The organism is Rhizobium sp. PvP014, from assembly GCF_017876855.1.
GTDB classification, from domain to species: domain Bacteria; phylum Pseudomonadota; class Alphaproteobacteria; order Rhizobiales; family Rhizobiaceae; genus Neorhizobium; species Neorhizobium soli.
In genome coordinates this window covers 2,590,567-2,610,175 of the sequence record NZ_JAGIOT010000002.1, presented here as the reverse complement: position 1 = coordinate 2,610,175, position 19,609 = coordinate 2,590,567, and the positions used below count along the sequence as shown (strand labels likewise).

Annotated in this window: 19 protein-coding genes; 9 read left to right on the top strand and 10 right to left on the bottom strand. The window is 60.3% G+C overall.

Features of this window, described 5'->3' with window-relative positions; translation table 11 throughout:
* Window positions 1-2: 2 nt before the first annotated feature.
* The 5 genes from J3A65_RS17180 to J3A65_RS17160 all read right to left on the bottom strand — a co-directional run bounded on the left by J3A65_RS17180 (window position 3) and on the right by J3A65_RS17160 (window position 3,914).
* Window positions 3-794, bottom strand: coding sequence for an amino acid ABC transporter ATP-binding protein (locus tag J3A65_RS17180; protein ID WP_113165627.1), 792 nt, complete (start codon window positions 792-794; stop codon window positions 3-5).
* A complete protein-coding gene (locus J3A65_RS17175) occupies window positions 791-1,459 on the bottom strand; it encodes an amino acid ABC transporter permease (protein ID WP_209902446.1) in 669 nt (222 codons plus the stop codon). Before J3A65_RS17175 ends, J3A65_RS17180 begins: the two co-directional genes overlap by 4 nt.
* Complete coding sequence (locus J3A65_RS17170) at window positions 1,456-2,097, bottom strand: amino acid ABC transporter permease (RefSeq protein ID WP_062462075.1); 642 nt, start codon at window positions 2,095-2,097, stop codon at window positions 1,456-1,458. Before J3A65_RS17170 ends, J3A65_RS17175 begins: the two co-directional genes overlap by 4 nt.
* A 101-nt stretch (window positions 2,098-2,198) precedes the next feature.
* Window positions 2,199-3,029, bottom strand: coding sequence for a transporter substrate-binding domain-containing protein (locus J3A65_RS17165; RefSeq protein WP_092659166.1), 831 nt, complete (start codon window positions 3,027-3,029; stop codon window positions 2,199-2,201).
* 171 nt (window positions 3,030-3,200) lie between these two features.
* Window positions 3,201-3,914 carry a GntR family transcriptional regulator gene (locus J3A65_RS17160; RefSeq protein WP_209902444.1) on the bottom strand — a complete coding sequence of 238 codons (714 nt, stop codon included), beginning with the start codon at window positions 3,912-3,914 and terminating at the stop codon, window positions 3,201-3,203.
* Between the two features lie 235 nt (window positions 3,915-4,149).
* Here J3A65_RS17160 and J3A65_RS17155 point away from each other — a divergent pair, with 235 nt between their 5' ends.
* From J3A65_RS17155 to J3A65_RS17130, 6 genes are all read left to right on the top strand, one after another.
* Window positions 4,150-5,238 carry an ABC transporter ATP-binding protein gene (locus J3A65_RS17155; RefSeq protein WP_192077900.1) on the top strand — a complete coding sequence of 363 codons (1,089 nt, stop codon included), beginning with the start codon at window positions 4,150-4,152 and terminating at the stop codon, window positions 5,236-5,238.
* A gap of 37 nt (window positions 5,239-5,275) precedes the next feature.
* Entirely contained in the window at window positions 5,276-6,565 is a 1,290-nt protein-coding gene (locus J3A65_RS17150) for a PotD/PotF family extracellular solute-binding protein (protein ID WP_092659172.1), read from the top strand.
* A 151-nt stretch (window positions 6,566-6,716) separates the two neighbouring features.
* Entirely contained in the window at window positions 6,717-7,628 is a 912-nt protein-coding gene (locus J3A65_RS17145; protein WP_209902442.1) for an ABC transporter permease, read from the top strand.
* A gap of 18 nt (window positions 7,629-7,646) precedes the next feature.
* Window positions 7,647-8,465 (top strand): ABC transporter permease, encoded by an 819-nt coding sequence (locus J3A65_RS17140; protein ID WP_062462092.1) that lies wholly within the window; start codon window positions 7,647-7,649, stop codon window positions 8,463-8,465.
* A 9-nt stretch (window positions 8,466-8,474) separates the two neighbouring features.
* Window positions 8,475-9,221 (top strand): aspartate/glutamate racemase family protein, encoded by a 747-nt coding sequence (locus tag J3A65_RS17135; protein ID WP_209902440.1) that lies wholly within the window; start codon window positions 8,475-8,477, stop codon window positions 9,219-9,221.
* Entirely contained in the window at window positions 9,218-10,054 is an 837-nt protein-coding gene (locus tag J3A65_RS17130; RefSeq protein ID WP_209902437.1) for a GNAT family N-acetyltransferase, read from the top strand. Before J3A65_RS17135 ends, J3A65_RS17130 begins: the two co-directional genes overlap by 4 nt.
* Here J3A65_RS17130 and J3A65_RS17125 read toward each other — a convergent pair.
* The 5 genes from J3A65_RS17125 to ytfQ all read right to left on the bottom strand — a co-directional run bounded on the left by J3A65_RS17125 (window position 10,032) and on the right by ytfQ (window position 15,488).
* Complete coding sequence (locus tag J3A65_RS17125; RefSeq protein ID WP_082471960.1) at window positions 10,032-10,832, bottom strand: FadR/GntR family transcriptional regulator; 801 nt, start codon at window positions 10,830-10,832, stop codon at window positions 10,032-10,034. The two genes, J3A65_RS17130 and J3A65_RS17125, sit on opposite strands and share 23 nt — an antisense overlap.
* A 1-nt stretch (window position 10,833) precedes the next feature.
* Window positions 10,834-11,820, bottom strand: coding sequence for a galactofuranose ABC transporter, permease protein YjfF (yjfF, locus tag J3A65_RS17120; RefSeq protein WP_209902435.1), 987 nt, complete (start codon window positions 11,818-11,820; stop codon window positions 10,834-10,836).
* On the bottom strand, window positions 11,817-12,851 hold the full coding sequence (locus J3A65_RS17115; RefSeq protein ID WP_062462101.1) for an ABC transporter permease: 1,035 nt from the start codon (window positions 12,849-12,851) through the stop codon (window positions 11,817-11,819). Before J3A65_RS17115 ends, yjfF begins: the two co-directional genes overlap by 4 nt.
* Complete coding sequence (locus J3A65_RS17110) at window positions 12,851-14,356, bottom strand: sugar ABC transporter ATP-binding protein (RefSeq protein WP_062581521.1); 1,506 nt, start codon at window positions 14,354-14,356, stop codon at window positions 12,851-12,853. Before J3A65_RS17110 ends, J3A65_RS17115 begins: the two co-directional genes overlap by 1 nt.
* Before the next feature lie 172 nt (window positions 14,357-14,528).
* Window positions 14,529-15,488: a galactofuranose ABC transporter, galactofuranose-binding protein YtfQ gene (gene ytfQ, locus J3A65_RS17105; protein ID WP_113111665.1), complete on the bottom strand. Its 960-nt coding sequence runs from the start codon at window positions 15,486-15,488 to the stop codon at window positions 14,529-14,531.
* A gap of 329 nt (window positions 15,489-15,817) precedes the next feature.
* On the opposite strand from ytfQ, the gene araD1 reads away from it, so the two are divergent.
* The 3 genes from araD1 to J3A65_RS17090 are packed head-to-tail and all read left to right on the top strand — an operon-like array spanning window position 15,818 to window position 19,588.
* A complete protein-coding gene (gene araD1, locus J3A65_RS17100) occupies window positions 15,818-16,807 on the top strand; it encodes an AraD1 family protein (RefSeq protein ID WP_062582998.1) in 990 nt (329 codons plus the stop codon).
* Window position 16,808: 1 nt separating this feature from the next.
* Entirely contained in the window at window positions 16,809-17,741 is a 933-nt protein-coding gene (locus J3A65_RS17095; protein ID WP_156461874.1) for a Gfo/Idh/MocA family oxidoreductase, read from the top strand.
* A 2-nt stretch (window positions 17,742-17,743) separates the two neighbouring features.
* Window positions 17,744-19,588, top strand: a complete 1,845-nt coding sequence (locus J3A65_RS17090) for an IlvD/Edd family dehydratase (protein ID WP_062581527.1) — start codon at window positions 17,744-17,746, stop codon at window positions 19,586-19,588.
* Window positions 19,589-19,609 lie beyond the last annotated feature (21 nt).

Here is a 19,609-nt window from a genome sequence, read left to right as displayed (position 1 = left end):
CGTCAGATGAGCATGCTGGCGCCACGGTCGAGATAGGTATCGAGGAACTGGTCGAGCCGCGGATGGCGCGGCTTGGCAAAAACCTCCGAGGGCGGGCCGGAAAACAGCAGCTTGCCATGGTCGAGAAACGAGATTTGCTGGCCGACGGTCGCGGCAAAACCGATCTCGTGGGTCACGACGACCATGGTCATGCCCTCTTCGGCCAGATCCCGCATCACTTTCAGCACTTCGCCCGTCAGTTCCGGGTCAAGCGCTGATGTCGCTTCGTCGAACAGCATGATCTTCGGCTCGAGTGCCAGGGCCCGGGCGATGGCGACGCGCTGCTGCTGGCCGCCGGACAATTGCGACGGGTAATGGCCGGCGCGGTTTTCCAAGCCAACCTTGCGCAGCTGCGCCATGGCCTTTTCCTCGGCGTCTGCCTTCGACAGCTTCCGGACGATCTTCAGGGCTTCGCTGACATTGCCGAGCGCCGTCATGTGCGGCCAGAGATTGAACTGCTGGAAGACCATGCCGGTTTGGGCGCGGACAGTGCGGATCTGCGCCGGGGGCAGTCGTTCGCGCTTGCCGTCGGGCTTTTCGAAAAAGCCGAGCGCCTCGCCGTTGATGGTGATCATGCCGCTGGTTGATTCTTCCAGGAACGCCAGGCATCGCAAAAGCGTGCTCTTGCCGGAGCCGGAAGGGCCGATCAGGCAGGAAACCTTGCCCTCGGGTATTTCGAGATTGATATCCTGCAGAACGGTCGTCTCTCCGAACCGCTTGACCAGGTTGCGGATGGTGATGGCGGGTAGGGTCATGCTTTCAAAAACCTCAAACGGGAAAGCCGGTATTCGGCGGCGCGGCCAAGCCGGTCGGTCAGCTCGACAAGTGCCCAGTAGACGACAGCGAGAATGAAGATCGCCTCGAGATAGGCATATTGCTGCGAGCCGATGGCGCTGACGGTGGCCGTCAGTTCCGGCACGGTGATGATCGACAGAACGGCGGATTCCTTCAGCAGGATGACCGAGAGATTGACTGCCGGCGGCAGCACGATCAGCGCCATTTCCGGGATCTGGATGCGGCGGATCGTCTGCAGGCGCGTCATGCCAAGGCAGCCGGCAGCCTCAACATGGCCAACAGGCACGGCGGCAAAACCGGCTCGGAAAATCTCGCTGTAATAGGCGGCACTATAGACCGTCAGACCGATGAGGCCGCAGGGGATCGGATCCAGCATCAGGCCGACGAACGGACCGCCGTAGTAGAGAAGAAAGATCTGGATCAGGAAGGGCGTGCCGCGCAGCACTTCGACAACGGAGCCCAGGACTGCGTTGGTGGCGAACCCACCGAAGCGGCGGGCGGTTGCGACGAGAAAGCCGATGACGACGCCACCGGCAATGCCGGCGATCCAGAGCAGAAGCGTGACGAACAGCCCGCTGCCGAGTTCGGGCAGCTTTTCGATGATGACCTGAGGATTGAACATCATGCGGAGGTCCTCGCCATGGATCTTTCCGCGTAGCGACCGAGAAGCGCGATCGTCGAGCAGATCACGAAATAGACCAGTCCGGCACTGAGGAAGATTGGGATCGGCTGGTAGGTGCTGGAGGCCAGATCCTGTGCCATCTTTGTCAGCTCGATGATACCGACGACAGACACAAGCGACGATGCCTTCAGGATCATGATCGATTCGTTGACCAGCGTCGGGAGGGTCAACCGAAGAGCGATTGGGACCTGGATCCGCGCAAAGATCTGCAGCGGATTGAAGCCCGTCACTTCAGCTGCCTCGATCAACCCTTTCGGCACGCTGGAGAAGCCGCCGCGCAGGTTTTCCGCCTGATAGGCCGCGGTGCAGAGCGACAATCCGATAATCGCCGCGACGATGCTTGGCACGTTGAGGCCGATCGCCGGCAGCAGCGTGTAGATCAACAGCAGCTGGACAAGCAGCGGCACGCCGCGGAAGAAGCTGACGAACAGTCTTGCAGGAGCCGAGTAGATTGTCTTGCCGGACAGGGTCGCGGCCGAAAGCAGGATCGCGATGACGAATCCGATCGCAATCGAGACCAGGCTGATGCCGATGGTCGACACCGCCGCCTGCAGGAGAAGCGTGAATAGTTTGAACGTCATCTGTCGTCACGTCTCGCCCGGGGAATGCGGCGGGCGGATGGAGCAGTGGATTGAAGCGGGCAGGACAGGAGCTGTCCTATCCTGCCCGTTCGCAAGGTGTCTTAGAACGCAGGTTCTTTCACTTCGTCCGGCGTATCGAACGTCGTGCCGAACCACTTTTCCTGCAGCTTGGCCAGGCGCCCGTCCTTCTTCATCTTGATGACTTCGGAATTGACGTATTCAACGAGGCTGGCGCTGTCGGCGTCCTTCTTGCCGATGAAGCCGAAATAGGCTTTCTTGCCGAAGGCGGGCGTGACAACTTCGAAGACGCCTGCGCGCTGCTTTGCAACGAAGGCGATGTTCGGCAAGGAATTTGCGACGGCCACGATACGGCCGGCAGCCAGATCCGCATAGGCATCGTTGAAGGAAACGTATTCGCGGGCGGTCACCTTGGTCGGAAGCGTCTCGGAATATTGCTGCAGCTGAGCAAGCTGCGCGGTCGCCTTGCCGGCGCCGACGGCCTTGCCGGCAATGTCTTCAGGCTTGGTGATCGATGTATCGCCGGCTTTCTTCAGGATGGCGACGGTTGCCTCTGCAATCGGCGCGGTCATCTTGAAGCGTTCCAGGCGTGCCTTGGTGATGGTGGCAGGGCCGGCTACGAAATCGAACTTGCCGGCTTCCAGTGCCGGGAAGACGCCATCCCAGGGCAGCTCGACCCATTCGATCTTGACGCCGAGATCCTTGCCGAGTTCTGCGAAGAAATCGACGTTGAGGCCCGTATGCGTGCCGGCATCGATAAAGTCGAATGGAGCAAAGGCGGTTTCCGTGCCGACCTTCATGACGCCGGCCGCCTTGATGCGGGCAAGCGCGTCATCTGCGGCATGGGCGGAAAGTGCCGTGGTTACGAGAAGCGCGGCGCCGACGGCGGCCTTCAGCAGGTGTCTCTTCAGCATTGGTGATGTCTCCACGTTATCGGCATACGCGTGCCGATTGCTGTTCCCGTTTATTGGCTCGGCGGAGTGAACCGGCCAAGCATGGAACAAATAGACAGAGCTTCCCAAACAGAGTCAACGCGCTTTCGCACCGCAATATAGAACCTTGGTAAGTGTTCAGATACTGATCGATCAGCCGATCGCGAGCGCGTCTTTCAATCCGAGGCCCTGCTTCTCCTGCAGGTCGAGATCGGCCTCGATATGATCGATATGGTGCAGCATCAGGGTGGCTGCCCGTTCGCCGTTACCATCCTTGAGGGCATCGAGAATGGCGAAGTGCTCGCTGTGGCCGCAGCTCGACACGCCTGAGCGTCCGTAAAGCGCGATCACCAGTGAAGAGCGGGCTATCAATTCGTCCATGAAGCGCTGCAGAATGGAATTGCCGGCAACGGAAGCCAGCATCAGGTGGAAATCTCCTGAAGCCTTGATCTCCGCGCGTCGTGCGGCCGGACCGCGCTCGGTCATGTAGCGCTCTTCTTCCTGAAGCTGGCGCCGGAACTGCTCGATGTCCTCAAGCGTGATCCGCTCGAGCGCGGCCGCGACAATGCCGGGCTCGATCAGCCGGCGCGACGCGAAGATCTGCCGCGCTTCGTCGGGAGACGGATTGGAGACAAAGGCGCCGCGGTTGCGCTCGGTCTTCACCAAGCCTTCAAAGGTCAGCATCTGCAGTGCGGCGCGGGCGACGGTGCGGCTGACGTCGAACAGCGAGCCGACTTCGGCTTCCGAAAGCTTGGTTCCCGGCGCCAGGCGACGGTCGATGATCGCGTTGCGCAGCGCTTCGCGTATCGCCATAGACCGGTCTTCCGGCGTCGTCTCGCTGAGAATGATCTGCTCGCTGATACTCATCACCACATCCCGTTAATCTCCATTACTCCAGCCACATCGAGATTGCCAGATCGGATGTCTGCGATCCACGGGCAGGATTGCATACGATTTGCGCATGGGATCGGCATCGATCGCATGATTTTTGCGCACTGCACTCAGACGGTTCTTTCAGCGCAAACCGATGTTCCAGTGCGGTCAAAGGGTTATCGGAACTGGCACGGCGGATGCATCTCATTCTGGAAGCAGGGAGCACCGCATGAGCAAGGCCGCCGAAATCGATATCGCCTCCGTCACCAAGACCTATGGGACGACGACGGCGGTCCATGCGATCAGTCTCAAGATCCCGGCCGGCACCTATTGCTGCCTGCTCGGCCCGTCCGGCTGCGGCAAGACCTCGACGCTGAGAATGATCGCCGGACACGAGAGCATCACGTCGGGCGACGTGCGGCTCGGCAACACGGTGGTCACGGATCTTCCGCCCGCCAAACGCGGCACGGCGATGATGTTCCAGTCCTACGCGCTGTTTCCGCATCTCGATCTCGTCGACAACGTCGCTTTCTCCCTGAAGATGAAGGGCGTCGACAAGGATGTCCGCCGTGCCAAGGCGATGGACCTGCTGCGGCTGATGCAGATGGAAGGCTATGCGACGCGCCGCCCGGCCCAGCTTTCCGGCGGTCAGCAGCAGCGCGTGGCGCTGGCGCGTGCGCTGATCACCGATCCCGAAGCCCTGTTGCTCGATGAGCCGCTTTCGGCGCTCGATCCGTTTTTGAAGATCCGCATGCGCGCGGAGTTGAAGAAACTGCAGACCTCGCTCGGCATCACGTTCGTGCATGTGACCCACAGCCAGGAAGAGGCGATGGCGCTTGCCGATATCATCGTCATCATGAATGACGGTCGCATCGAGCAGGCGGCTCATCCGCGCGTCGTGTTCGAAAAGCCGGCGACAGCCTTCGTCGCGAAGTTCATGGGCGATCACAACGTGATTTCCGGTCGCGTTACCAAGAGCGATGGCCAGGAACTGATGCTGTCCGTGCCAGCCGGTGCCGATTTTCTGGCCGTCGGCGACAATGGCGACCTGACCGATCAGGCCGATATCGCCATCCGCACCGATCATGTCCGGATCGGCCAGCCATCCGAAACGGGCCTCGGCTTTACCGGGTCTATCACCAATATCGAATATCGCGGTTCCTCGGTGAAGCTGTCGGTCAACGGCGCCGGCATCGAGGATTTTACCGCGATCCTCTCCGACACCGATTTCTTCGCCAATCCGGTCAAGGTCGGAGAGGCGATCCCCCTATGCTGGGGCCGGGAGGACGCGATTGTCCTCGGGCGCCTCAAGCACTGATCCCACTCACAATAATCAACTAGAGGAGAACATGGGAATGACTGAAATTCAAAAGACCGCGAAGGGACTTTCGCGCCGCTCGCTGCTGAAGACCGCATCTGCCGCTGCCGGCCTTGCTGCCGGTTCGGGGGCCATTACCGGCTTCCCGACCATCTGGGCGCAGAACCCGATCACGATCCGCCAGTTCGGTACCGGCGTTTCAAACCTCAATGCGATTGCCGAAAAGTGCAAGGCGGATCTCGGCATCACGCTCGAGATGACCGCAACCGACTCGGATGCCGCTGCCCAGCGCGCCGTCACGCAGCCGAACTCCTACGACATTGCCGACATCGAATACTGGATCCTCAAGAAGGTCTATCCGGCAGGCGTCATCCAGCCGATGGATGTGAAGAAGCTGAAATATTACGACAAAGTCGTGCCGCTGTTCAAGAACGGCAAGCTGAAGCCGGACAGCGTGATCGCCCAGGGCACGGCGCCGCATACGGTCGGCTTCGTCGAAAAGGCGGGCGACAAGAAGTTCGCCAAGGAAGAGACCCAGTGGTTCACCATGATGCCGACGATCTACAATGCCGATACGCTCGGCATTCGTCCGGATCTGGTCGGCCGTGAAATCTCCACCTGGGCCGATATCATGGACCCGAAGTTCAAGGGCAAGACGTCGATCCTGAACATCCCGTCGATTGGCATCATGGATGCCGCGATGATCATGGAAGCCATGGGCAACATCAAGTATGCCGACAAGGGCAACATGACCAAGGCCGAGATCGATGCGACCATCGATTTCCTGATCAAGGCCAAGCAGGCGGGCCAGTTCCGCGCCTTCTGGAAGTCGTTCGACGAAAGCGTCAACCTGATGTCGTCGGGCGAAGTCATCATCCAGTCGATGTGGTCGCCAGCCGTTGCCGCCGTCCGCTCCAAGGGCATCGCCTGCAAATATCAGCCGCTCAAGGAAGGCTATCGCTCGTGGGGCGGCGGTCTCGGTCTTGCCGCGCATCTTTCCGGCGCCAAGCTCGATGCGGTCTATGAATATATCAACTGGTACACATCCGGTTGGGTCGGTGCCTACCTCAACCGCCAGGGTTACTATTCCGCCGCCATGGACACGGCCAAGGAACATATGTCGGCCGACGAATGGGGCTACTGGATCGAAGGCAAGGCAGCTCAGGGCGATATCGTCGCGCCCGATGGCAAGGTCATGGAAAAGGCCGGTGCCGTGCGCGATGGCGGCTCCTTCGAGGAACGCATGGGCCATGTGGCCTGCTGGAATTCGGTGATGGACGAGGACCGCTACATGGTTCGTCGCTGGAACGAATTCATCGCGGCGTAACGGCAGGTACGACAAGTTCCCTCCCCCTTGTGGGGAGGGTTAGGGAGGGGCCTTTCTTCAAAACCCCTCCCGGCCTGCCGGCCACCCTCCCCCCAAGGGGTAGGGGGACTTGCGGCACCGCTCCATCTTTCGACGAAGGCAGGAAACACCGATGGCGACGATCACATCCGCGGACGCGGTGAAACCGGAAATGCCCAAAGCCCGCAGCTTTCGCATCCCGCTTGGCCTCGTTTCCTATCTACAGGCGACGCCGCTGACGCTGATCCTTGGTTTCTTCCTGGCGCTTCCCATCCTGATGATCGTGATCGTCAGTTTCTGGGATTACGATTTCGCCCAGATGTATCCCGACTTTCTGACCATGAACTATGTGGAGACGCTCGGATCCTGGGTCACCTGGAAGACCTATCTCAACACGCTGAAATTTGCGGCGATCGTCTGGGCGATCACGCTGTTCGTCGGATTCTGGGTCGCCTATTTTCTCGCCTTCCACATTCGCACCTCGGCGATGCAGATGGTGCTGTTTCTGGTCTGCACCGTGCCGTTTCTGACATCCAACATCATCAGGATGATTTCGTGGATCCCGGTTCTCGGGAGAAACGGGCTGATCAACAGCGCGCTTGTCAGTGCCGGCATCGTGCCGGAGCCGATCCAGTGGCTGCTGTATTCTGACTTTGCCGTGGTGCTTGCCATGGTGCATCTCTACACGCTGTTCATGGTGACGCCGATCTTCAACACGCTGATGCGCATTGATAAATCGCTGGTCGAAGCGGCGCGTGATGCCGGTGCCTCGTCCTTTCAGATCCTGACCAACGTCATCATTCCGCTGGCCAAACCCGGCATGGCGATCGGCACGATCTTCGTGGTGACGTTGGTCATGGCCGATTTTTCCACCGTGCAGGTCATGTCCGGGGGCCAGAGCGCGTCGGTGGCGCTGATGATGAAGAACCAGATGTCGCTGCTGCAATATCCGGCTGCCGCTGCCAATGCGGTGGTTCTTCTGGTCCTCGTTCTCTTGATGGTCGCGGGCATCCTGCGCATCGTCGATATCCGCAAAGAACTGTGAAGATGGGGGAGCTTTGAGATGCACAGCGACAAGCGCGGCCGCGAATTCTATTTTCTTGCCCTATTCTTCGCCATCTTCGTGCTGTTTCTCTACGGCCCGCTGTCTGCGGTGCTGATCCTGTCGTTCCAGGGACCGAACGGTGGTCTGACGTTCCCGCTGAACGGCGTCTCAACCCGCTGGTTCGTCAACCTGTTCGAGACCCAGGCGGTCGGCGATTTCGGCGGTTCATTCCGGCGGTCCACAGCACTCGGGGTGATGGTGATGATCGTCACGGTCGTCGTGGCACTCCTGGCGGGCCTTGCCTTTCGCCGCAAGTTTGCCGGGGCTACCGCGCTCTTTTACCTGGCGGTGGCCAGTCTCGTCGTTCCCTCGATCATCGTATCGCTCGGCATCGGCGTCGTCTTCCAGCAGTTCGGGCTGGAGCCTACCTGGTACACGTCTGCCTTCGGCGCGCATCTGACATGGACCCTGCCGTTCGGCGTGCTGATCATGTTTGCCGTGTTCAACCGCTTTTCGCCGGCCTATGAGGAGGCTGCGCGCGATCTCGGCGCCTCGTCCTGGCAGACGTTTTCCAATGTCGTGCTGCCGATGATCGCACCCAGCCTGATCGGCGTCGGACTGTTCGGCTTCACGCTTTCCTATGACGAGTTTGCCCGCACGCTGATGACAGCTGGCACGTACAATACGCTCCCGCTCGAGATCTACGGCATGACCACCAATGTCACGACGCCGGTGCTTTATGCGCTGGGGACGGTGACGACGGTGTTCTCGTTCCTGGTCATTGCCGGAACGCTCGGCTTGATCGTCTATATCAACCGTCGCCGCCTGCGGAGCTGATCCCACACGATGCGCATTTTGATCGTCAACCCCAATACCACCGCCAGCATGACGGCAACCGTGGCCGACAGCGCCGCCCGCGTTGCCAATTCCGGCACGCAAATCCATGCCGTCACTTCGTCCATGGGGCCGGTGTCGATCGAAGGCTATTATGATGAGGTGTTTGCGGTCCCCGGCCTTTTGGTCGAGCTTGCCAAGGGTGAAAAGGCCGGTGCCGACGCGGCGATCATCGCCTGTTTCGATGATACGGGGCTCGATGCGGCGCGGGCTCTCGCAAACATTCCGGTTATCGGCATCTGCGAAGCGGCGCTTTCTGCCACCGCCTTTATCGCGCAACGCTTTACCATCGTGACGACCATGGAGCGCTCACGCCTGCCGCTCGAACATCTCGTCCATCGCTATGGCATGTCTGGCCGCTGCAAGGTGCGGGCCGCCGATATCCCGGTTCTGTCGCTGGAAGATCCGACATCCAACGCGCGCGAGCGCCTTCGCTTAGAAATCGCGCTAGCCTTGAAGGAAGACAAGGCCGAGGCGATCGTGCTCGGTTGCGCCGGCATGGCAGACCTCACCGCAGAGCTGCGGGCCGAATTCGGGGTGCCAGTCGTGGATGGTGTCGCGGCTGCCGTCAAACAGGCGGAAATGCTGGTGGCACTCGGCCTGTCGACAGCTAAAAACGGCGCCTATGCGACGCCGGTCAACAAGCTGTATGCGGGGCTTCTCGAGGGTTTTGCGCCTAGCAGGCTTGCGACGCGATGACAGGCTCAGCCGTCATCCGGACGCTGGCACTTTCGGAGCTTGAATGCCTTCTCGACTGGGCGAGAGCGGAAGGCTGGAACCCCGGGCTTGCCGATGCGGCGGCCTTTCATGCGGCGGATCCCGAGGGGTTCATCGGCTGTTTCGTCAATGGCGTACTAGCAGCGGGCATCTCCGCTGTGCGATACGGCCATGACTTCGGGTTTATCGGCCTCTATATCGCAAATCCCGATTTTCGCGGGCAGGGTATGGGCCGGCGTGTATGGGATGCTGGCATGGCCCATCTGGAGGGACGCACGATCGGTCTCGATGGCGTTGCGGAGCAACAGCAGAATTATCGCAGCATGGGGTTCGAGCCGTTCTACGAGAGTATACGCTGGAGTGGCCGCCTCAAAGGTACCGCCGTTGCCGGCGTGACCGATGTCAACGTTGGTAATTTGCCGGCTATCATCCACTACGATGGCAGCGTCTTCCCGCAAGTCCGCAAGGCGTTTCTTTCCGAGTGGCTGAAGCCGCCGAGGTCGACGAAGGTCCTGATCGATGATGGAGAGATCAGAGGATATGGCGTCTGCCGCAAATGTAGCGACGGGTTCAAGATCGGTCCGCTTTTCGCCGAGGGTGCGACCGAAGCCGTCACGCTACTGCAAAGCCTCGTCGCGGAAACCGGAGGCGAGACCGTGCATATCGATGTGCCGGCGCCGCAGCAGGAATTTTCGGACTATCTTTCAGAAGCCGGATTCCAAAAAGGTTTTACGACAGCCCGAATGTATCGCGGCTTGCCGCCGTCAGCGCAGACATCCGATGTCTTCGGGGTCACGACGTTGGAACTCGGGTAGAATCTGGGAAGCGCAGCTCGGCGGTCTTGTTGCCTGGCACGTTCTCCGCAGCATCCAGCGACGTGCGGATGCGGATTTTGCCGACGTCGATCACATGACGCATCGCCGACATCGCCTTTTGCGGATCGCGGGACGCGATGGCATGGGCGATGCGCAGATGGTTGGAGGCGACTTCGTCGATCATTTCCGGCGACGCGGCCGGTGACGACAGCTGGAAGGAAATCGCCAGTGCCGCCTCGATCAAAGCGCTTGCCGAACGCATGAACGGATTGCCGGACATGCGGGCGATGGCCAGATGGAATTCGAGATCCACGTTGGCGATTGATTCCGGCGTGTGGTTGAGATTGTCGAATTTGGCAGCGATCGCGTAAAGCGAAACGATGTCGTCGCTCGTTGCCCTCAAAGCCGCCGCCGCCGCCGCTGCCGGCTCAAGCGCGGTGCGCATTTCGGCCAGATGCTCGATGAATTCGTAATCGAGACTCGTCTCGAAACGCCAACTCAAGACATCCGCGTCGAAGAAATTCCAGCTCGAACTGTCGAGGACGCGGGTACCGACCTTCGCCTTGGCTTCGACCAGCCGCTTGGCAGACAGCGTCTTCATCGCCTCGCGTAACACCGTGCGCGATACGCCGAACCGTGCGGAAAGCTCGGTGTCGCCGGGCAGGAGAGAGCCTTCGGGGAACGTGCCGGAAACGATCCCGCGGCCAAGCCCAGCGACCACCGTTGCGTGGTTGCTACGGCGCTTTCGCCCGTTAATCGTCGTTTCCAGCAAACTCAAACTAGATCTCCTTAAGCCGACTCTCGGCCAATCGCCGGTTTGAATACCAGATGATACCGCGCTGCAACACAATGAACACGAAAAGGAGGATGCCGATGACGATCTTCGTCCACCAGGACGACAGGGTTCCGTCGAAGACGATGTAAGTCTGGATCAGGCCTTGGATAAGGATGCCGACGAACGTGCCGGCTACAAGCCCGACGCCGCCGGTCAAAAGCGTACCGCCGATGACGACGGCTGCAATCGCATCGAGTTCGACGCCGACGGTGGCCAGCGAATAACCCGACGAGGTATAAAGCGTGTAGGCAATGCCGGCCAAGCCCGACAGGAAGCCTGACAGGGCATAGATGCCGATCGTCGTGGAGCCGACGGGTACGCCCATCAGCTCCGCCGACTGGATATTGCCGCCGATCGCGTAGACATTCGCGCCTAACCGCGTCCTTCCGGCAATGAACCCGCCGATGATGAAGACGAGCAGCATCAAAATCGCAAGCGCCGTCAGCCGCCCGCCGCCGGGAAAGCGAAAGTAGAAACCCTGGATCGCGTCGATCATCTCGTGGCTGATCGGTACCGACGCCGTGGAAATCAGGTAGGCGGCGCCGCGTGCCAGAAACATGCCGGCCAACGTCACGACGAAAGGCGGAATGCCGAGATAGCGGATCATCGCCCCCATCAGACTGCCGAACAGGGTGGAGATGACGAGAACGGCTAAGAAGGCAGTCAGCGGGTGCAGGCCGAGCGAGCCGACGGCCACGGCCACGAACACGCTCGTGAAGGCAATCACCGAGCCGATCGAGAGATCGATGCCGCCTGACAGAATGACGAAGGTCATGCCGACAGCGGCGATGCCGAGAAACGCATTGTCTGTCAGCAGATTGCCGATCACCCTCGTCGACAGCATGTTTGGAAACTGCAGGATGCAGAGCCCGTAGGCTATAACGAAGATGGCAAGCGTCGTGACGAAGGGAAGGTTGCGGGTGTGGATCATCTTGCCGCTCCTTCAACCTTGGAAACCGGGTTCTTGCTGGCTTTCGGCTGCGACCTCAAGAAGCCAAGCATGGTGATGACGGCGGGTGATTGCAGTGTCAGCACGATGATGATGATGCCGGCCTTGATGATGAGGTTGAATTCCGGCGGGAAGCCGGAAACGAGAATGCCGGTGTTGATCGACTGGATGATCAGCGCGCCGATCAGCGACGCTGTGATCGAAAAGCGCCCGCCGTTCAGCGACGTGCCGCCGATGACGACCGCGAGGATCGCATCGAGTTCAAGCCAGAGACCGGCATTGTTGGCATCGGCGCCGCGGATATCGGCGGTCACGATCAGACCGGCGACTGCGGCACAGAGGCCCGAGATCGCATAGACGAAGAACAGCAGGAAGCGGGCTTTGACACCGGCAAGCGTTGCGGCACGCCGGTTGATGCCGGTTGCCTCGATCAGGAAGCCGAGTGCCGAGCGGCGGACCAGCAGGCCGACGAGAAGGCCGGTGCCGAGCCAGAGAAAGATCGGGATCGGAATGCCGGCGAAGGAACCGGATCCGAGCGCCGAAAACGTGTCGTCATTGAAGGTGAGGATGACGCCCTCTGTGATCAGCTGGGCAATCCCGCGTCCCGCCACCATCAGGATCAGCGTTGCGATGATCGGTTGGATATCGAGGAGGGCAACGAGAATGCCGTTCCAGAGACCGCAGACGAGGCCGATGCCGAGCGATACGACGATGACGACCGGGATCGGATATCCATCGGCGATCAGCGTTGCGGCAACGGCACCGCAGATGGCGATGACGGCGCCGATCGAAAGATCGATACCGCGCGTCGCGATGACCAGCGTCATGCCGATGGTCAAAAGTGCGACCGGTGCGGCGCGCACCAGAATGTCGATGAGGCTGCCATAGACGCGGCCGTTCTGGACCGAGATCGTCAGGAAGCCGGGCGCGATCGCCGTGATCATGCCGAGGATGATCGCAAGCGCGATCAGCTGCGGCGCAAGTCGCTTGAGGCGACGGGTTATCGGGTTCATCAGGCGGCCTCCGTCCGGTTCGGTGCGGCAATCGCCTGCATGATATTGTCGGCGTTGACGTCGCTGCCGGTGAGTTCCGCCACGTGGCGGCGGTCGGAAAGAACAATGACCCGGTGGGCGATCGCCGTCAGTTCCTCCAGTTCGGAGGAAATCACAACAAGCGACATGCCTTCGGCACACAGCCGCTCGATCATTTTCAGGATTTCCGCGTGAGCGCCGATATCGATGCCGCGGGTCGGTTCGTCGAGGATCAGAAGCCGTGGTTCGGTCGCCAGCCAGCGGGCGAGGATAGCCTTCTGCTGGTTGCCGCCGGAGAGGAACTTGATAGGCCGCTCCGCGTCGGCGGGGCGAATGTCCAGGGATTTGATGAACCCTTCAGCTAGGGCCCGGCGCTCGCGCGACGAGATCGGTTTTGCCCAGCCCTGACGGGCCTGCAGTGCCAGGGCGATGTTGTCGGCCACGGAAAGGTCGCCGATGATGCCGTCCGTCTTTCGTTCTTCCGGACAGAAGCCGAACCCGTTCGAAATGGCCGCCACCGGCGAGGAGAGGGCGATCTCCTTGCCGTCGATGCTGGCTGTACCGCTGTCTGCGCGGTCGATGCCGAAAAGGAGGAAGGCCGTTTCGCTGCGGCCAGACCCGAGAAGTCCAGCGACGCCGACGACTTCACCGGGGCGGATGTCGAGATCGAACGGGGCGACGCTGCCGCGTTTTCCGTAGCCGGCGAAACGAATGGGCGCCTCGCCGGTTGGGGCGACGGTTTCTTCGTGGGCCTGATGCTCTCGGGTAATGTCCTGCAGCTCACGGCCGAGCATCATCGAGATGAGTTCGAGACGCGGCAGTTCGGCCAGCGCCCGGCTGCCCACCAGCCTGCCATTGCGCAACACGGTGACCCTGTCGGCCACTGCATAAACCTGGTTCAGGAAGTGGGTGATGATGATGATGCCGAGACCTTGTTCGCGCAGCCTGCGCAGCACGACGAACAGCATTTCGACTTCCTGGCTGTCGAGACTTGCGGTCGGCTCGTCGAGAACAAGCACCTTGCCGGAAAGATCGACGGCACGGGCAATCGCGACGATCTGGCGGATCGCGACGGAATAGGAGGAGAGAAGCGCATCGACGTCGATATCGAGGCCGTATCTCGCGAGAAGCGCTTTCGCGCGCCGACGCATCTCGCGTCGGTCGATGAACCCGAAGCGGCTTGGTTGGCGACCGAGGAACAGGTTTTCGGCCACCGTGAGATTTTCGAGAAGATTGACTTCCTGGTAGACGGTGCCGATGCCGAGCGCCTGCGCTTCCGCGACGTTGGCCGGAGTCACGTCATGGCCATCCAGCCGCATCTCGCCGCGGTCACGCGTGTAGACACCTGTCAGGATCTTGATCAACGTGGATTTGCCGGCGCCATTTTCACCAAGCAGCGCATGGATCTCGCCCCGCTGCAGCGTGAAGTCCACGCCCTCAAGCGCGGTGACGCCGAGAAAGGATTTGCCGACGCCCCTTGCTTCCATGAGCGGGTCATCGAGACGTTCTCGGTCTGTGGCGGAGAACGAATTTTCTGAGGAAGTCTGTATGTCTGTCATGCTCCAGCCCGCATAAGTGGAGGCCGGGACAGCTCTTGAAAAAGCTGCCCCGGTTGAAAACTGCCCGGCTCGGTCGAGAGCTAGATCGGGCGGCGGGAGATCAGTAGCCGAGGCCCTTCTTGGCTTCGTACACCTTCATCGGGTCATCAGAAGCCGTGTACAGCTTCGATTCTGTCTGGATCCACTTTGGTGGTTCCTTCTTGTCCTTCAGGTAGGCTTCGAGTGCGTCGAGCGCGGGGCCTGCCATGTTCGGCGTGAGCTCCACAGTCGCGTTTGCTTCACCCTTCGACATAGCCTGGAAAATATCCGGAACGGCGTCGATCGAGACGACCTTGATGTCGGTGCCCGGCTTCAGCCCGGCTTCCTTGATGGCCTGGATCGCGCCGACGGCCATGTCGTCATTATGAGCGTAAACGGCGCAGATGCCCTTGCCGCCGCCTTCTGCCTTGATGAAGCTTTCCATGACTTCCTTACCCTTGGTGCGGGTAAAGTCACCTGTCTGCGAACGCGCGATCTTGATGTTCGAATGCGAGGCAATAGCCTGTTCGAAACCCTTCTTGCGGTTGATGGCAGGCGAGGAACCGGTGGTTCCCTGCAGTTCCACGACCTTGCAGTCCTTGGAACCGACATCCTTCACCAGCCAGTCGCCGGCAACCTTGCCTTCAAAGGTCTGGTCAGAGGTGACGGCCGTCAGGTAGAGATCTTTCGGTGCATCGATTTCGCGGTCGAGAAGGATGACAGGGATCTTTTCTTCCTTGGCTTCCTTCAGGACTGCGTCCCAGCCGGTGGCAACGACAGGTGCGATCAGGATCGCATCGACGCCCTGGGCGATAAAGCCGCGGATTGCCTTGATCTGGTTTTCCTGCTTCTGCTGCGCATCGGCAAACTTCAGGGTGATGCCGCGCTTTTCGGCCTGCTGCTTCGTCACTGTCGTTTCGGCAGCGCGCCAGCCGGATTCAGATCCGATCTGCGAGAAGCCGATTGTCAGGGATTTTGCGGAAACGCTCGACGCTAGGCATGCGGTAACAATGGCGGTAGCCGCCCATAGTGCTCTCTTCATCTTAAATCCTCCCAGAGATGATAAGAAAACTGACGGTCGAAGGTTTGGCATATAATCATACTTTTGCAAGACGCAAAATTGCGAAAAATCACGCTTTCGAAACGCGATTTTGCGAGATCCTCATTTATCTATATGATTCCACTCGCTATTTAGAATTCTCCCTTGTTTACGATGATGGCACTCTGAAGCCATCTCGTTCTTGACAGTACGTCCCGTTATCCAATAGTCGTATTAATGACGCATCGGATCGTGATCTGATGGGAGGGGTTGGCGCGGTTTCGGGAGACACTGCGCTTCAATATTATCAGACTTATCGGATGGCAGGGCATATGTTGCGAATTCTTCAGGTTGCGAGCTTGTCTGGCGATGTTCAGGTTGTCGCCTGGAGCGGAGATACTCCGCGCGTCGTCAATGGCGTTTCCTCAACCTACGAGCTTGCCCAGAAGGCCATTGCAGCAGGCCTGAGTCTGGCGCAGCAGATCGAAGCACTCGGGCTTGGTGATGAAGTCGACCTCGACGTTGCCGCGCAGAGCGGACGTCTTGGTCTGCCGGTCTCGCATCCCGATCCAGCCCATTTCATCGTTGCCGGCACCGGCCTCACGCATCTCGGTTCCGCCGATGGTCGCGACAAGATGCACAAGGCAGCGCAGTCGGAAGAAAAGCCGACCGATTCCATGCGCATGTTCCTGATGGGCGTCGAGGGCGGCAAGCCGAAGGACGGCGAAGTCGGTGCTCAGCCGGAATGGTTCTACAAGGGCAATGGAACGCAGCTGCGCGCAACCGGCGAAGATCTCGTTTCTCCCTCGTTCGCGCTTGATGGCGGCGAGGAGCCGGAACTGGCGGCGATCTATCTGATCGGCCCCGACGGCACGCCGTTCCGCCTCGGCTTCTGTCTCTCCAACGAATTTTCCGATCACGTGACCGAGAAGGGCAACTATCTCTGGCTTGCCCATTCCAAGCTGCGCCAGGCAGCGCTCGGACCGGAACTTCTGGTCGGCGAGCTGCCTGATCATGTCGAAGGCACGTCGCGCATCCGTCGCGGTGACGAGGTGATCTTCGAAAAGCCGTTCCTGTCGGGCGAAGCGAACATGTCGCACTCGATCGCCAACCTCGAATACCACAATTTCAAATACGACCTGTTCCGCCAGCCGGGCGATCTGCATGTCCATTTCTTCGGCACGGCGACATTGTCGGTCTCGCATGGCATCAAGACCGAAGCCGGCGATGTGTTCGAGATCGATGCGGCGCCGTTCAAGCTTCCGCTCGTGAACCGTCTGGCTGTGGCAGCGGAAACGCCTGTCGCGATCAAGGCGCTCTGAGGTGGCCATGACCCCCATTCGTCTCGCTATCGTCGGACTTGGCAAGATTGCCAGGGACCAGCATCTCGGCGCAATCGAAGCGACCGACGGGATCGATCTCGTCGCAGTCGCCAGCCGCAACGCCTCGCTCGAAAATGTCGCGTGTTTTGCCGATATTCACGAGCTGCTGGCCTCCGGCGTCGAAATCGACGCCGTCTCTCTCTGTACGCCGCCCCAGGGCCGGTTCGAGCAGGCAAAGGCGGCGCTTGAAGCCGGCAAGCATGTAATGCTCGAAAAGCCGCCGGGCGCAACGCTTTCGGAAGTCTTTGCGCTGGAAACGCTGGCGAGGGAAAAAGGCCTCAGCCTGTTTGCAACATGGCATTCCCGCGCTGCCGCGGCTGTCGAGCCTGCACGGGCGCTGATGGCCGAGCGGACGCTGAAAAGCGTTTCGGTCGAGTGGAAGGAAGATGTTCGCCACTGGCATCCGGGTCAGGCGTGGATCTGGGAGCCGGGCGGTCTCGGCGTTTTCGATCCCGGCATCAATGCTCTGTCGATCGTCACGCGGATCATGCCCGAAACGTTTCATCTCGTGCGCTCCGAACTGACCTTCCCGGCCAATCGTGCCGCGCCGATCGCTGCAAGCCTTGCCTTCGAAACGAAAAGCGGCTTGCCTGTGGCGGCCGAATTCGACTGGCGTCAGACGGGGCCGCAGACCTGGGACATCCGGGTCGAGACCGAAGAGGGCACGATCGTCCTCACTCACGGCGGCAGCCGCCTGATCGTCGACGGCGAGGCGCAGATCGTCGAGGAAGATCGCGAATATCGCAATCTGTATCGGGATTTCGTGGCGCTCGTCACCAAGGGTGACAGCGATACGGATTTCTCACCGCTGGTGCATGTGGCGGATGCCTTCATGCTTGGCCGGCGCATTGAAACTGAAGCATTCGAGGACTGAAGATGAGCAATTCGGAAAACGCGCCCTCAAGTGAAATCGCCGAAACCGGAGAGCGCCGCCAGGACGCGCGTAAGCTGCGGTCGCGCGCCTGGTTCGACAATCCTGACAATGTCGACATGACCGCGCTCTATCTCGAGCGCTACATGAACTTCGGTCTCAGCCAGGCCGAACTTCAGTCGGACCGGCCGATCATCGGCATCGCCCAGACCGGTTCGGACCTGTCGCCGTGCAACCGCCACCACCTCGAGCTTGCCAACCGTCTGCGCGAAGGTATTCGCGAAGCGGGCGGCATCGCCATCGAATTTCCGGTGCATCCGATCCAGGAAACCGGCAAGCGCCCGACCGCGGGCCTTGACCGCAACCTAGCCTATCTCGGCCTTGTCGAAGTTCTCTACGGTTACCCGCTCGATGGCGTCGTGCTGACGATCGGCTGCGACAAGACCACGCCAGCCTGTCTTATGGCTGCTGCCACCGTCAACATTCCAGCCATCGCCCTGTCGGTCGGCCCGATGCTGAACGGCTGGTTCCGCGGTGAACGCACCGGTTCCGGGACGATCGTCTGGAAGGCACGCGAACTTCTGGCCAAGGGCGAGATCGATTACGCGGGCTTTGTGAAGCTTGTCGCGTCTTCGGCACCATCCACCGGCTATTGCAACACAATGGGCACGGCAACGACGATGAATTCGCTGGCCGAAGCGCTGGGCATGCAGCTGCCGGGTTCGGCCGCCATCCCGGCTCCTTACCGTGACCGCCAGGAAGTCTCGTATCTCACTGGCCTTCGCATCGTCGAAATGGTCAGGGAAGACCTGAAGCCTTCCGACATCCTGACCAAGGACGCTTTCATCAACGCCATCCGCGTCAATTCCGCGATCGGCGGCTCGACCAATGCGCCGATCCACTTGAACGCGCTCGCCCGCCATACCGGCGTGGAACTAACGGTCGACGACTGGCAGACCTATGGCGAGGAAGTGCCTCTCCTGGTCAACCTGCAGCCAGCCGGCGAATATCTCGGTGAAGACTATTACCATGCCGGCGGTGTTCCGGCTGTTGTCAACCAGCTGATGACGCAGGGCCTCATCAACGAAGATGCGATGACGGTGAACGGTAAGACGATCGGCGACAACTGTCGCGGTGCGATCATCGAGGACGACAAGGTCATCAAGCGTTACGACGAACCGCTGAAGGCACGGGCCGGCTTCCGCGTTCTGCGCGGCAACCTGTTCTCCTCGGCCATCATGAAGACCAGCGTTATCTCGCCTGAGTTCCGCGAGCGTTACCTCTCCAATCCGAACGATCCGGAAGCCTTCGAAGGCCGTGCGATCGTGTTCGACGGTCCGGAAGATTATCACCACCGCATCGACGATCCATCGCTCGAGATCGACGAGCATTCGGTTCTCTTCATGCGCGGTGCCGGTCCGATCGGTTATCCGGGCGCTGCCGAAGTCGTCAACATGCGCGCTCCCGATTACCTTCTGAAGCGGGGTATCAGCTCGCTCGCCTGCATCGGTGATGGACGCCAGTCCGGCACGTCGGGCAGCCCGTCGATCCTCAACGCGTCTCCGGAAGCGGCAGCAGGTGGTGGTCTTGCACTTTTGAAGACCGGCGACCGTGTGCGCATCGATCTCGGTCGCGGCGAAGCCAACATCCTGATTTCGGATGATGAGCTTGCACAACGTCGAAGCACTCTGGACGCCGAGGGCGGCTATCGCTATCCGAAGCACCAGACGCCGTGGCAGGAAATTCAGCGCGGCATCGTCGGGCAGATGGAAACCGGTGCGGTTCTCGAACCGGCTGTCAAATACCAGCGCATTGCGCAGACCGAAGGTCTGCCGCGCGACAATCACTGACCTGAAAAAGGTCGTGAGGGG